This is a genomic window from Bradyrhizobium sp. CCBAU 11357, from assembly GCF_028128865.1.
In the GTDB taxonomy this organism is placed as follows: domain Bacteria; phylum Pseudomonadota; class Alphaproteobacteria; order Rhizobiales; family Xanthobacteraceae; genus Bradyrhizobium.
This window is the reverse complement of the sequence record NZ_LBJW01000113.1, coordinates 252,491-266,023: the sequence shown is the minus strand read 5'-3', so window position 1 is coordinate 266,023 and position 13,533 is coordinate 252,491. Positions and strand designations below refer to the sequence as shown.

Here is a 13,533-nt window from a genome sequence, read left to right as displayed (position 1 = left end):
GGAGCGGTCGATCGATTGCGTTGCCGTGGGGCGTTCTGCCTACCGCCGCAGCAATCCGCCGAGCGCGCCGCGGACCAGCGTGCGACCGATCGAGCCGCCGAGCTGACCGCCGATCGACTTGCCGAGATTGGCGGCCATCCCGCCGATCACCTGGTTGGTGACCGATCGCGTCACGTCGCGGGCGATGACCTGGCCGGTCGACAGACGGCCTCGCTTGACGTTGGTGCCGAAGATGGTGCCGACGATCGAGCCGATCTGGCCGAGAACGCCGCCGCCGCCGCCCGCGGGGCCGTCGGCGGTCGCCGCCGTGCCGGCAATGCGCTTCTGGATCATCTCGTAGGCGGACTCGGCATCGACGGCCGTATCATATTTGCCCTTCACCGGGCTTGCCGCCATGATCGCCTTGCGCTCGTCCGGCGTGATTGGTCCGATGCGGGCCGACGGCGGCCGGATCATCACCCGCTCCACCATCGAAGGCGTGCCGTTGCCCTCGAGGAAGGACACCAGCGCCTCGCCCTTGCCGAGCTCCGTGATCACCTTTGCGGTGTCGAGCCTCGGGTTGGGCCGGAAGGTCTGCGCCGCAGCGGCGACCGCCTTCTGGTCGCGCGGGGTGAAGGCACGCAAAGCGTGCTGCACCCGGTTGCCCAATTGTCCGAGCACGCGGTCGGGCACGTCGATCGGGTTTTGCGTCACGAAGTAGACGCCGACGCCCTTGGAGCGGATCAGGCGGACCACCTGCTCGATCTTGTCCATCAGCGCCTTGGGCGCGTCATTGAACAACAGATGCGCCTCGTCGAAGAAGAACACCAGCTTCGGCTTGGGCAGATCGCCGGCTTCGGGCAGCTCCTCGAACAGCTCCGACAACATCCAGAGCAGGAAGGTCGCGTATAGCCTCGGGTTCTGGAGCAGCTTGTCGGCGACCAGGATGTTGACCATGCCGCGGCCGTCGCTGTCGGTCTTCATGAAGTCCTTGAGCGTCAGCGCCGGCTCGCCGAAGAATTTGGTGCCGCCCTGGTTTTCCAGTACCAGGAGCTGGCGCTGGATGGTGCCGACGGTCGCCTTGGTGACGTTGCCGAACCCCTGAGCGGCCTTGCGGATGGCGGCAAGCGGGTCCTGCTCCGCGTCCGCAGCCTTCTTTCCGCTGTCGGGCACGATGGCGTCGAGCAGCGCCCGCAGATCCTTCATGTCCATCAAGGTCAGGCCGTTGTCGTCGGCGACGCGGAAGGCAACGTTGAGCACGCCTTCCTGCACGTCGTTCAGATCGAGCATGCGCGCGAGCAGAAGCGGCCCCATTTCCGTGACGGTCGCACGCACGGGGTGGCCCTGCTCGCCGAATACGTCCCAGAACACCGTCGAGAACTGATCGGGCTGGAATTTCAGCCCCATTTCGGTGGCGCGCTTGACGATGAAGTCCTTGGGTTCGCCGATCTGGCAGATGCCGGCGAGGTCGCCCTTGATGTCGGCCGCGAAGACCGGAACACCGGCGCGTGCAAATCCTTCCGCCATCACTTGCAGCGACACGGTCTTGCCGGTTCCGGTTGCACCCGTGACGAGGCCATGGCGATTGGCGAGCGCAAGCGTCAGCCAGGCCTGCTCGTCTCCCTTGCCGACGAAGATCTTGGCGTCGGTATCGCCGAGCTTGCTGTCCTGTGCGGTCATTATTCTCTCTGATCTCTCTGCTGAGTTTCGCGTATTGAAACTCAAATGCACCAGTTCCGTAGTTTAACGCATCTCGCGCGCCGATTAAATCGGTCAGCGGCCCCTGCGCATGCGACATTGTCGGACACCGATGGGCGAGATCAGCCGAAAGTCGGAACGCGGCGTTCGCAACGCGGCAATTTTTCGCCGATTCGTTCTAGGCTCTTGCACGGCGGCAACACTTTTCGCGCGTTCGCGACGGCGCATGCGTTCATCGCTTGTATTTCACGTCACACCGGCTCAAGATCGTTTTCGAAAGCAATATTCCGGAATGTAAACCGGCTGAGGGGCGGGTCTTATGGACGAGCTGATCGGACGGCTGGCGACAAACGCCAGCATAGATGGTGCTGTCGCTGAAAAGACCCTCGGCATCATCCTGGCCTTCCTTCGCAACGAGGGTCCTTCCGACAGCGTGCAGGCCCTGATCGACCAGATCCCCGGAGCGGAAGCTGCGATCGAAGCGTCCAAGAGCGGTGGCGCCCTGTCGCGGCTGATGGGCGGCGGCTTGATGGCCGTCGGCACGCGCCTGATGAGCCTCGGGCTCGGCATGTCCGAGATTCAAAACGTCGCCCGTGAACTTTTCCGCTACGGGCGAGACAAAATCGGAGCGGATCAGATGGGCAAGATCATTGCGGGGACGCCGGGCCTCAGCCAGTTCGCCTGAGCGACGCTTTTCATATCGAGCATCATGACATATCCGATCTCCGAGATTGAGGGCCTGCCGGCCTTTGCCGCCAACAAGCTGAAGGCGCAAGGAATCCGCACCACCGACGCGCTGCTCGAGGCGGCCTCCACGGTGAAGGGCCGCAAGGCGCTTTCGGCCAAGACGGGCATCAGCGAGCAGCAATTGCTGGAATGGGCCAACGTCTCCGACTACATGCGCATCCCCGGCATGGGCAGGGCCAAGGTCGGGCTCGTCCGCGCCGCCGGCGTCACCACCGTGCGCGAACTCGCCTATCGAAATCCGGCGAGGCTGGCGCAGAGCATGCGCGAGGCCAACGAGAAGAAGAAGCTCGTCCGCCTCCTGCCTTCCGAGAAGTCGGTCGGCGACATCATCGCCAAGGCCAAGAAGCTGCCGCCGAAGATTACGTATTAAGCCGGACGTGTCGGCGTACGACCTGCAGCATAGCTGTCGGTGTCATACCCCGCGAAGGCGGGGTATCCAGTACGCCGTAGTTCCTCCGTATCACCGCACTGCCTCGGAATACTGGATTGCCCGCCTTCGCGGGCAATGACAGGGAGGGTGTTGATCTTGACACCCTCTTCGCGACCGCGCAAAGCGGGCCGCATGAATGCCTCGCCCTCCCCTTCCGTCCCGCCGGCCGGCTCGGCCGGGATCGACGCGCTGCGGACGCTCGTGGGCCGGCCGCTTCCTGCGGTGATGGGCGTGCTCAACATCACCCCGGATTCCTTCTCCGACGGCGGCGAGTTCGTCGCGCCCGCGCGGGCGCTGGAGCGGGCGCGGGCGATGATCGCCGCCGGCGTCGACATCATCGATATCGGCGCCGAATCCACCCGGCCCTACAAGAGCGCCCGGCCGGTCACGGCGGCGGAGGAGCTCGCGCGGCTGAAGCCGGTGCTATCGGACGTCGTGGCACTCGGTGTGCCCGTCTCGATCGACAGCATGAAGGCGGAGGTGGTGGCCTTCGCGCTCGACCAGGGCGCCGCGATCGCCAACGACGTCTGGGGCCTGCAACGCGACGCCGAGATGGCGCCGCTAATCGCCGCCAGGGGCGCCCCGGTCATCGTCATGCACAACCGCGACAGCGTCGATCCCGCCATCGACATCGTCGCGGACATCAAGACATTCTTCCTGCGCTCGCTGGATCTCGCCGCAAACGCCGGCATCGCGCGCGACAAGATCGTGCTCGATCCCGGGATCGGCTTCGGCAAGACCGCCGAGCAGAGCATGACCGCGCTGGCGCGCTTGCGCGAGCTCGACATGTTCGGCCTGCCGATCCTGGTCGGCGCCTCACGAAAACGCTTCATCGCCACGGTGTCGCCGTCGGAGCCCTCGGAGCGGCTCGCCGGCTCGATCGCGGCGCATCTGATCGCCGCGCAGCGCGGTGCCAAGATCATCCGGACCCATGACGTCGCCGAAACCCTGCAGGCCCTGCGGGTGGCGCATGCCATCGAGAGCAAGCAATGACCGACACGATCTTCGTCACTGGCCTGTCGATCCATGCCCGCCACGGCGTGATGGATCACGAGACCGAGGTCGGTCAGCGTTTCGTCATCGATCTCGAGCTCTATACCGACCTGTCGGAGCCTGCGCGCAGCGACCGGCTCGCCGACACGGTGTCGTACGCTGAAGTCGTGGCGACCACGACGGCAGCGTTCAAGAACACCAATTACAAGCTCCTGGAGCGCGCGGCCGGCGCGGTGGCCGATGCGATCCTGTCGCACTTCCCGCGCATCCGCGCCGTGAAGGTCACGGTGCACAAGCCGCACGCGCCGATCGCCGCGATCTTCGACGATGTCGGCATCGTGCTGACACGCTCGCGGCATCCCTGATGGCGAGCGTGCTGATCGCGCTGGGCGGCAATGTCGGCGATGTCCGTGCGACGTTCAAAAAGGCGATCGCGCATATCTGCGGCATGGCACAGGCGGCGCTGATCGCGCGCTCGTCCGACTATACGACCCCGCCCTGGGGCGACGAGAACCAGGATCCCTTCATCAATGCCTGTATCGAGATCGAGACCAGTCTCGATCCGCACGCGCTATTGTTCGTGCTGCAGAAAGTCGAGCAGAAGTTCGGCCGCACGCGAACCAAGGCGCGGCGCTGGGGTCCGCGCACGCTCGATCTCGACATGATCGCCTACGACGATGTCTCCTTGCAGAAGCCCGACCTGACGCTGCCGCATCCGCGCCTGTTCGAACGCGCCTTCGTGCTGGTGCCGCTGGCCGAAATCGCACCGGACCGCGTGATCTCGGGCATTCGTGTGCGCGACGGGCTTGCCAGCGTCTCGACGCAAGGCATTGAGCGGCTTCCGGATACCGGTTAACGAAAAACAACCGTTTGCAGGAACGGTCCGCCGTGGCAATTTCGCCTGCGAATAACAAGACGTTCGGGAGCCCCGCGCCGCATGACCTCCGTGACTGACGACCTGCCGCTGGCGGCGGATTTTCCCAAGGCTACGCCTGAGGACTGGCGCAAGCTGGTCGACGGCGTGCTGAAGGGCGCGCCGTTCGAGAAGCTGGTCGGCAAGACCTATGACGGCATCAAGATCGAACCGCTCTATCCGCGTGCGACGGGCGTTGCGCCGGTGGTGGGCCGGCTGCCGGCCGCGCCGTGGCAGATCGTGCAGCGGATCGACCATCCCGATGCGGCGCTCGCGAATGCGCAGGCGCTGCAGGATCTGGAGAACGGCGCGACCGGGCTTGCGCTGGTGTTCGCCGGCGCCAATGGCGCGCGCGGTTTCGGCCTGGAACCTTCAGCCGACGCGGTGGCAAAGGTCTTGAAGGACATTCATCTGGACGCCGGGATCGGCATCGAGCTCGAGATCGGACCGCAATCGCGGATGGCCGCGATCCATGTCGCGGAATATGTGAAGAGCAACGGCCTCGATCCCGCCGCCTGCAACATCCGCTTCGGGCTCGATCCGCTCGCGGCCGGAGCGGTGTGGGGCCACAGCCCCTATACCTGGGACGAAATTGCCCCCGCGATCACGGGCGCCGTCAAGGGCCTCGTCGGGCTCGGCTTCAAGGGGCCGTTCGCCTCCGCCGACGGCCGCGTGATCAATGATGCCGGCGGCTCGGAGGTGCAGGAGCTCGCCTTCGTGCTCGCCTGCGGCGTCGCTTATCTGCGCGCGATCGAAGGCGCGGGCATTCCGCTGGAAGCAGCGCAGGGCATGGTCTATGCGCGGCTCGCCGCTGATGCCGACCAATTCCTGACCATGGCCAAATTCCGCGCGCTGCGGCTATTGTGGGCGCGCATCGAGACCGCTTGCGGGCTCACGCCGAAACCGCTGTTCATCGCCGCCGATACGGCCTGGCGCATGCTGACGCAGCGCGATCCCCACGTGAACATGCTGCGCGCGACCATGGCGACGTTCGCCGCGGGGCTCGCCGGCGCCAATGCCATCACCGTGCTGCCGCATACGCTGGCGCTCGGCCTGCCCGATCCGTTCGCGCGGCGCGTGGCGCGCAACACCCAGCTTCTGCTGCTGGAGGAAAGCAATCTCGCCAAGGTCAGCGATCCCGCGGCAGGCGCCGGCGGCATCGAGACGCTGACGGCGCAGCTGTGCGATGCGGCCTGGGCGCTGTTCCAGGAGAGCGAGAAAGCCGGCGGCGCGTTCGCCGCGCTTCAGCAGGGCGTGTTCCAGAGCAAGGTCGCGGCCACTCGCAAGGCGCGCGAGGCCAATATCGCAAAGCGCCGCGACGTGCTGACCGGCGCCAGCGAGTTTCCGAACTTGCAGGAGAGCGAAACCGCGGTGCTGAAGGCAACGCCTGTTACGCTCGCGCCTTACGGGGAACAGAAATACAAGTTCGATGCGCTGCCGCCGATCCGGCTGGCGGCGCCGTTCGAGGCGCTGCGCGACAAATCCGATGCGGCGCTGAAAGCGGACGGGGCGCGGCCAAAGGTGTTCTTGGCCAATCTCGGCACGCCTGCCGATTTCACGGCGCGCGCGACCTTTGCGAAAAGCTTCTTCGAGGCCGGCGGCATCCAGGCCGTCGACAGCGAGGGCTTTGCCGATCCGGCCAAGCTGGCCGCGGCCTTCAAGGCCTCCGGCGCTAGGCTTGCCTGCCTTTGTTCCAGCGACAAGGTCTATGCGGAACACGCCGAAGCTGCGGCGAAGGCCCTGCAATCGGCCGGCGGGCGACATATCTATCTGGCAGGCCGCCCGGCTGAGGCAGAGGCGGCGCTGCGGGCCGCCGGCGTCACGGGTTTTGTCTTCGCCGGGGGTGATGCGGTTGCCACGTTGCAAGACGCCTATCGACGGATGGAAATGGCATGACCGAGACCAGCAAACCCGTTCTCACCGGCGGCTGCCAATGCGGTGCCGTGCGCTTTGCGCTGACGGCGTCGCCGAACAAGATTTCGATCTGCCACTGCCGGATGTGCCAGAAGGCCAGCGGCGCGCCGTTTGCCTCCTTCGCCGACATCGAGAAGACGGACTTTGCCTGGACCAAGGGCACGCCGTCGGCGTTCCAATCCTCGTCGATCGCGATGCGCGATTTCTGCGCCGCCTGCGGCACGCCCCTGAGCTTCCGCCGCATCGACGGTCCTCGCATCGAGATCATGACCGGCGCCTTCGACCGGCCGGACCACGTGGTGCCGACCCGGCAATATGGCACCGAATCCCGCCTCGGATGGGTGGTCGGCATCGCCAATCTGCCGAGCCAGACCACGCAACAGAATTACGGACCGGAGAAGATGGCGACCATCGTCAGCCATCAGCATCCGGATCATGATTGAGCGAATGATGCGAGCAATCTTACGGACGTCATGACCGTTCAGTTCGAGGACAGCATGCGCGCAACGGAAACGTACGGAATGATGGGCCTGTGCGCGATAGCGACGATCGCCGCCGCGCTGACCGGGACACTTTTTGGCGTCATCGTGAGCTTTCCGTTTTCGCTGATCGCCATCATCATCTTTCCGATCCTGCTGATCGGCTTCATCCTGGCGGCCGTGCTGGCCACCCCCGTCACGCTCGGGCTGTTCCTCCTGGCTTATCCGTTCCTGCGTAGCCGGCCGATGCTGGCCCAGCTCGCATTTCCGTTGATCGGCTTGGTCGGCGGTGGCCTCATCATATGCGCCTGGATTGCGCTGGGCGTATTGCCCAATGCACAGCATTCCTGGGAGCTTTTTTCTGCTATCGGAATGATATCTGGACTGGTCGCCGGAGCGTTCTTCGGGCGAGGATTGCACGCATGAGCCGTATACCGAACTTTGCCGACGTCGCCTTCGAGCGGACCGCAACCACAGCGCCAGCCGGCAGCGCCGAGCCGTGGCTGACGCCCGAGGGCATTCTGGTGAAGCCCGCCTATGGCGAGGCCGATGTCGCCGGGCTCGATTTCCTCGAGACCTATCCCGGCATCGCGCCCTATCTGCGCGGCCCCTACCCGACCATGTATGTCAACCAGCCCTGGACCGTCAGGCAATATGCCGGCTTCTCCACGGCGGAGGATTCCAACGCGTTCTATCGTCGCAACCTCGCGGCCGGGCAGAAGGGCCTCTCCGTCGCGTTCGATCTTGCCACCCACCGCGGCTACGACTCCGATCATCCGCGCGTCGGCGGCGATGTCGGGATGGCCGGCGTGGCCATCGACTCCATCTACGACATGCGCACGCTGTTTGCCGGGATTCCGCTCGACCAGATGAGCGTGTCCATGACCATGAACGGCGCGGTGCTGCCGATCCTCGCGCTCTACGTCGCCGCCGCCGAGGAACAGGGCGTGCCGCCGGAGAAGCTGTCGGGCACCATTCAGAACGACATCTTAAAAGAGTTCATGGTGCGCAACACCTACATCTATCCGCCGGCGCCTTCGATGCGGATCATCTCTGATATCTTCGCCTACACCTCCACGAGGATGCCGAAGTACAACTCCATCTCGATCTCCGGCTATCACATGCAGGAGGCTGGCGCGACGCAGGATCTCGAGCTCGCTTATACGCTCGCGGACGGCGTCGAATATCTGCGCGCCGGACTTGCCGCGGGGCTCGACGTCGACCGCTTCGCGCCGCGCCTGTCGTTCTTCTGGGCGATCGGCATGAACTTCTTCATGGAGGTCGCCAAGCTGCGCGCGGCACGCCTGCTCTGGGCGAAGCTGCTGAAACCCTTCAACCCGAAGGACCCGCGCTCGCTGTCGCTGCGCACGCACAGCCAGACCTCGGGATGGTCGCTGACCGCGCAGGACGTCTTCAACAACGTGATGCGCACCACGGTCGAGGCGATGGCGGCCACCCAAGGCCACACCCAATCGCTGCACACCAACGCGCTCGACGAAGCGCTGGCGCTGCCGACCGATTTCTCGGCGCGCATCGCCCGCAACACCCAGCTATTCCTGCAGCAGGAGAGCGGCACCACCCGCATCATCGATCCCTGGGGCGGCTCGTACTACGTCGAGCGGCTCACGCGCGACCTCGCCGCCAAAGCCTGGGGCCATATCCAGGAGATCGAGGAGCTCGGCGGCATGGCAAAAGCCATCGAAGCCGGCGTGCCAAAACTGCGCATCGAAGAGGCCTCGGCCAAGACCCAAGCGCGGATCGACGCCGGCAAGCAGGCGGTGATCGGCGTCAACAAGTACAAGCCGACCGACGAGGACAGGATCGAGATCCTGAAGGTCGACAACACCAATGTCCGCCGGCTTCAGATCGACAAGCTCAAGCGGCTGAAGGCCGAACGCAAGCAGCAGGAGGTCGATGCCGCCCTCGCCGCGCTGACGCGCTCGGCCGGCGAAGGCAACGGCAATCTGCTGGCGCTCGCGATCGACGCCGCACGCGCCAAGGCGACCGTCGGCGAGATCTCTGACGCGATGGAGAAGGTGTTCGGCCGGCACCGTGCCGAGATCAAGTCCATCACCGGCGTCTACAAGCGGGAGGCGTCCAGCATGGGCACCCAGGTCGACAAGGTTCAGGCGCTGATCGACGCCTTCGAGGAGGCCGAGGGCCGCCGCCCGCGCATCCTGGTCGCCAAGATCGGCCAGGACGGCCACGACCGCGGCCAGAAGGTAATCGCATCGGCATTTGCCGATATCGGCTTCGACGTCGACATCGGGCCGCTGTTTGCCACCGCGGATGAGGCCGCGCGGCAGGCGGTCGAGAACGACGTGCACATCCTCGGCGTCTCCTCGCTGGCCGCCGCCCACCTCACCGCCGTGCCGGAGCTGAAGGCCGCGCTGAAGAAGCAGGGCCGCGACGACATCATGATCATCGTCGGCGGCGTGGTGCCGCCGCAGGATTACGATGCGCTCTACGCCGCCGGTGCGGAGGCGATCTTCCCGCCCGGCACCGTGATCGCGGACGCCGCCGAGGAGCTGATCCGCAAGCTGAACGCCCGGCTGGGGCATAGCGAGGCGGCGGAGTAGCTGATAGACTGGCCGTGTGACGGCCAGGTGTGTCCATGACGCGTGACGAAATCATCGCTGCGATACGCAAGAATGCGGACGCCATCAAAGGCAAGGGCGTGTCGAAGCTCGCCATCTTCGGCTCGCGGGCCCGCGACGATTATCGGCCTGACAGCGATATCGATGTTCTCGTCGAGATCGAACCGGACACCTCTTTTTCGTTGCTCAACTTGATCGATGTCGAGCACATTATCGAGGATGCGACCGGCTTGCAGGCACAAGCAACTGTTCGCCGCTCGATCTCTCCCGGATTTGCGGAGCGAATCGCAGACGATATCTACGAAGTATTCTAACGTGCCCCCGACTTTTGCTGACCGCGTTGGCCATATACTGGATGCAACGGACAAGATCAGGCGGGCGGTGGCTGCTCACAGCCGTAAGACCTTTGCCCAAGACGTCTTCATGCGTCTGGCAATCGAGCGATTGCTCGAGGTGATCAGCGAAGCATCACGTTCATACCTGACGATGTCAAAGCGAACAATCCCAGCATCAATTGGAGGGGATTGGCCGACTTGGGCAACTGGCTGCGACACGCCTACCATCGGACCGATGCGGACCTGCTATGGGACATGATCGAAAACGATCTCCCACCGCTGGAAACCTTTATTCGAACGATCGCCGAGGAGCCGAAGGCTTGAACTCCGTCTTAAAACTAAGCCTGGCGCTGCTGCTGATCAACATTTCCCACTCACTCGCCGCCGATCTTAAGCCCGACGCTACCGTCAAGACCAAGAGCATCGAGGCGCGCGTGTTCCTCGATGACGGGATCAAGGCGGATGCGGCGCTGGCGGCGGACTGCCTCGCTGAGGGCAGGAAATGGCTCGACAAGAACGCCCCGGAAGCCGCCGCCGCGCGCAAAGCCGATCCGCAATTCTCCAGGGAGGGCGGCTGGGAGTTTGAGCGCAAATACGAGATCCGCTCCGTCGTTGCCGACCGTTACGTCAGCATCTTGCGCAACGACTACATGAACACACGCGGCGCACACCCCAATTCGGACGTGAACACGATCCTGTGGGACAAGGCCGACAACAAGCGCATCTCGATCCGCCCGTTCTTCGCTGAGACCGCGGACAACGGCGCCACCATGAAGGCGATGGTGAAGGCGATCATCACCTCGCTCAAGGCCGAGAAGAAGAAACGCGACGCCGGCGAGACCGCAACCGACGAATGGTTCAAAGAGCTGAAACCGAGCCTGCTGAAGATCGGCGCGGTGACGCTCGCGCCGTCGACTGAAGCCGGCAAGAGCTCCGGCCTCACGTTCTACTATCCGCCCTACGCCGTCGGTCCCTACGCCGAGGGCGAGTATGTCGCATTCGTGCCGTGGGAGGCGCTGAAGCCTTACCTCACGGCAGAGGGCGCGCGCATCTTCGGCGGTGCGCGGCCGAAAGGCGACGACGACGCTCAGTAAGCGACGCTAACTATCGCGGACGGGTCCGGGCCAGGGTCCGTGCCAGTGAATCCGTCCAATCGGGAATCCAGGAGGCAAACAGGGCTTTCCAGCGCTCGGAGTCCGCAGCTTCGGTTTCGAGCGCGACCGACCATTCGATGAGGGTGCGGTCGCCTTCGACGATCGGACGCAGATGCATGGTGCCTTGATAGCGCGTCGGCGCCGGACTCGGGCCGCCGTCGTCTTGCGGGTATGGTATCGCTTCGAGACCGGCATAAGTCAGGGTGTGCTGCCGGTCCGAGTGATCGACCAGGCGCTGGCGGATCCAGTTTCCGAGATAGCAGAAGCGCCTGATGGCGCCGACTTCATCGCCGCCCTTGTCATCTTCGATCTCGCTCTCGCTCACCCCGTCGATGTAAGCGGGGTAGTTGTTGAAATCGCGGATCAGCGACCAGACGTCGTTCAGCGGATGGTCCAGCACGGCGCTGTAATAGGCTTGGGTCATACGATAGCTTGCCTTTGGTTTTTCGTTACGCGCTGAAGTTGGCTTCGCGCGCAGACAAAACCCACCCGATTTCCGAGCCCCCATTCGCGGTCGTCGGCTTTCACACAACATGGCGCTTCCAGTTGGTAGCGCTACCTTGCAGCGGTGACGCAAAGCCGACTAGAATGCCGGCGTTGACAAGAGCGTCCGACATCACGGGCGCCGCTGGGAGGCATTCAATGTCCAAGATTTCGCGCCGCACCTTTGCGGTTTCCACCGCCGCAGTCGCGGCATCCGCCGCTTTCGGCTTCAAGCCCGCACTTGCGCAAGCCTATCCGGCCCGGCCGGTCACCGTGATCGTGCCATGGGGCGCCGGCGGCGGTACCGATGCCACTGCGCGCATCGTCGCGGCGCTGCTGGAGAAGGACCTCGGCCAGCCCTTCAACGTGGTCAACCGCACCGGCGGCTCCGGCGTGGTCGGCCACAGCGCGATCGCGACCGCGCAGCCCGACGGCTACACCATCGGCATGCTCACGGTCGAAATCTCGATGATGCACTGGCAAGGGCTCACCGACCTGACGCCGAAGAGCTACACGCCGCTGGCGCTGATGAACGAGGATCCGCCCGGCATCCAGGTCTCCTCCTCCTCGCCCTACAAGACCGTCAAGGAGCTCGCCGATGCGATCAAGGCGGCGCCTCCGGGGAAGTTCAAGGCGTCCGGCACCGGCCAGGGCGGCATCTGGCATCTGGCGCTGGTCGGCTGGATGCAGGCGATGGGCCTGCCTGCCAACCAGGTCGCCTGGGTGCCGTCGAATGGCGCAGCACCCGCGATGCAGGATCTCGCCGCCGGCGGTCTCGACCTCACCACCTGCTCGGTGCCGGAGGCGCGCGCGATCATCGAGGCCGGCAAGGCCAGGAGCCTCGCCATCATGGCGCCCGCGCGCAACCCGGTGTTCAAGGACGTGCCGACGCTGAAGGAGGCCATGGGCATCGACTACGCAACCGGCGCCTGGCGCGGCATTGCCGGGCCGAAGAACCTGCCGCCGGAGATCGCAACGAAGCTCACCGCGGCGCTGAAGAAGGTCTACGATTCCGCCGAGTTCAAGGACTTCATGAGCAATCGCGGCTTCGGCACCGTGTGGGGCGATGCGGCCCACTTCACGGGCTTCATGGACAAGGGCGATGCCCAGATGGGCGAGGCGATGAAGGCCGCGGGCCTGAGCAAGGCGTGAAGGACTGAGCTCTTGCCACATCGTCATTGCGAGCGCAGCGAAGCAATCCAGAATCCCTCCGCATAACGACTCTGGATTGCTTCGCTACGCTCGCAATGACGGAGTGCATATTCGATAGGCCCGCCGCGCGCGAGGCAGAACATCTCTCACAGGGCCCCTCCTCATGCGTCTTCCCGACTCCGTCACGGGATCGTTTCTCGTCGTGCTCGGCGCGGCTGCCGCCTATGGCGGCTACATTCTGCCGCCGGTGCCGGGGCAGCCGGTCGGCCCCAACGTATTTCCGCTGGTGATCGGCTGCGGCCTTGCGCTGTGCGGGCTCGCGATCGTGTTCGGCATCGGCCATTCCTTCGAGGAGGAGGAAGAGCTGGTGCCGTTCGAGGACGGCCAGGCGGCAGCTCCGCCACCACAGGGCAGGCTCTATGGCCTGCGCGCGCTGCTGCCGCCGGCGCTGCTGCTGTTCTACGTCTTTGCCGCCGATCGGCTCGGATTCATCATCACCGCGGCGATCATGGTCTACGTCACCTCGACCGCGCTCGGAGCCAAGTGGAAGCTGGCGCTGCCGCTCGCGATGCTCTCGCCGTTCGCCATTCATCTGATCTTCGGCAAGCTGCTGCGCGTGCCGCTGCCCGCCGGCCTGTTGCCGGCGCCCTGGTGATCCC

General features: G+C 64.9%; 15 protein-coding genes and 1 pseudogene. 14 read left to right on the top strand and 2 right to left on the bottom strand.

Features of this window, described 5'->3' with window-relative positions:
• Positions 1-39: 39 nt before the first annotated feature.
• Positions 40-1,659, bottom strand: coding sequence for a helicase HerA-like domain-containing protein (locus XI05_RS37080; protein ID WP_271510963.1), 1,620 nt, complete (start codon positions 1,657-1,659; stop codon positions 40-42).
• A gap of 337 nt (positions 1,660-1,996) precedes the next feature.
• Here XI05_RS37080 and XI05_RS37075 point away from each other — a divergent pair, with 337 nt between their 5' ends.
• The 12 genes and pseudogenes from XI05_RS37075 to XI05_RS37020 all read left to right on the top strand — a co-directional run bounded on the left by XI05_RS37075 (position 1,997) and on the right by XI05_RS37020 (position 11,179).
• Positions 1,997-2,362: a DUF2267 domain-containing protein gene (locus tag XI05_RS37075; protein ID WP_271510960.1), complete on the top strand. Its 366-nt coding sequence runs from the start codon at positions 1,997-1,999 to the stop codon at positions 2,360-2,362.
• A gap of 24 nt (positions 2,363-2,386) precedes the next feature.
• Positions 2,387-2,794: a DUF4332 domain-containing protein gene (locus tag XI05_RS37070; RefSeq protein WP_025035066.1), complete on the top strand. Its 408-nt coding sequence runs from the start codon at positions 2,387-2,389 to the stop codon at positions 2,792-2,794.
• Between the two features lie 192 nt (positions 2,795-2,986).
• On the top strand, positions 2,987-3,847 hold the full coding sequence (gene folP, locus XI05_RS37065) for a dihydropteroate synthase (protein WP_271510957.1): 861 nt from the start codon (positions 2,987-2,989) through the stop codon (positions 3,845-3,847).
• The gene (gene folB / locus XI05_RS37060) at positions 3,844-4,212 is read left to right on the top strand and encodes a dihydroneopterin aldolase (protein WP_025035064.1); all 369 of its coding nucleotides are present in this window, start codon (positions 3,844-3,846) and stop codon (positions 4,210-4,212) included. Before folP ends, folB begins: the two co-directional genes overlap by 4 nt.
• The gene (gene folK, locus XI05_RS37055) at positions 4,212-4,703 is read left to right on the top strand and encodes a 2-amino-4-hydroxy-6-hydroxymethyldihydropteridine diphosphokinase (protein ID WP_271510954.1); all 492 of its coding nucleotides are present in this window, start codon (positions 4,212-4,214) and stop codon (positions 4,701-4,703) included. Before folB ends, folK begins: the two co-directional genes overlap by 1 nt.
• A gap of 81 nt (positions 4,704-4,784) precedes the next feature.
• Positions 4,785-6,656, top strand: coding sequence for a methylmalonyl-CoA mutase family protein (locus XI05_RS37050; RefSeq protein WP_271510952.1), 1,872 nt, complete (start codon positions 4,785-4,787; stop codon positions 6,654-6,656).
• Entirely contained in the window at positions 6,653-7,117 is a 465-nt protein-coding gene (locus XI05_RS37045; protein ID WP_018647959.1) for a GFA family protein, read from the top strand. Before XI05_RS37050 ends, XI05_RS37045 begins: the two co-directional genes overlap by 4 nt.
• Before the next feature lie 30 nt (positions 7,118-7,147).
• A complete protein-coding gene (locus XI05_RS37040) occupies positions 7,148-7,579 on the top strand; it encodes a hypothetical protein (protein ID WP_271510948.1) in 432 nt (143 codons plus the stop codon).
• Positions 7,576-9,732, top strand: coding sequence for a methylmalonyl-CoA mutase (scpA, locus tag XI05_RS37035; protein WP_271510945.1), 2,157 nt, complete (start codon positions 7,576-7,578; stop codon positions 9,730-9,732). The genes XI05_RS37040 and scpA overlap by 4 nt, the downstream gene beginning before the upstream one ends.
• A gap of 35 nt (positions 9,733-9,767) precedes the next feature.
• Positions 9,768-10,064 (top strand): nucleotidyltransferase family protein, encoded by a 297-nt coding sequence (locus tag XI05_RS37030; RefSeq protein WP_271510940.1) that lies wholly within the window; start codon positions 9,768-9,770, stop codon positions 10,062-10,064.
• Positions 9,949-10,409: pseudogene (locus tag XI05_RS39585) on the top strand (HepT-like ribonuclease domain-containing protein). Before XI05_RS37030 ends, XI05_RS39585 begins: the two are co-directional and overlap by 116 nt.
• The gene (locus XI05_RS37020; RefSeq protein WP_271510934.1) at positions 10,406-11,179 is read left to right on the top strand and encodes an RsiV family protein; all 774 of its coding nucleotides are present in this window, start codon (positions 10,406-10,408) and stop codon (positions 11,177-11,179) included. Before XI05_RS39585 ends, XI05_RS37020 begins: the two are co-directional and overlap by 4 nt.
• A gap of 10 nt (positions 11,180-11,189) precedes the next feature.
• Here the strand turns inward: XI05_RS37020 and XI05_RS37015 are convergent, their stop codons facing one another.
• Positions 11,190-11,747, bottom strand: coding sequence for an SRPBCC family protein (locus XI05_RS37015; RefSeq protein ID WP_271510931.1), 558 nt, complete (start codon positions 11,745-11,747; stop codon positions 11,190-11,192).
• 134 nt (positions 11,748-11,881) lie between these two features.
• Between XI05_RS37015 and XI05_RS37010 the strand changes: the two genes are divergently transcribed.
• Both XI05_RS37010 and XI05_RS37005 read left to right on the top strand, forming a co-directional pair.
• Complete coding sequence (locus tag XI05_RS37010) at positions 11,882-12,874, top strand: tripartite tricarboxylate transporter substrate binding protein (RefSeq protein ID WP_271510928.1); 993 nt, start codon at positions 11,882-11,884, stop codon at positions 12,872-12,874.
• Between the two features lie 163 nt (positions 12,875-13,037).
• Positions 13,038-13,529, top strand: a complete 492-nt coding sequence (locus tag XI05_RS37005; protein WP_271510925.1) for a tripartite tricarboxylate transporter TctB family protein — start codon at positions 13,038-13,040, stop codon at positions 13,527-13,529.
• Positions 13,530-13,533 lie beyond the last annotated feature (4 nt).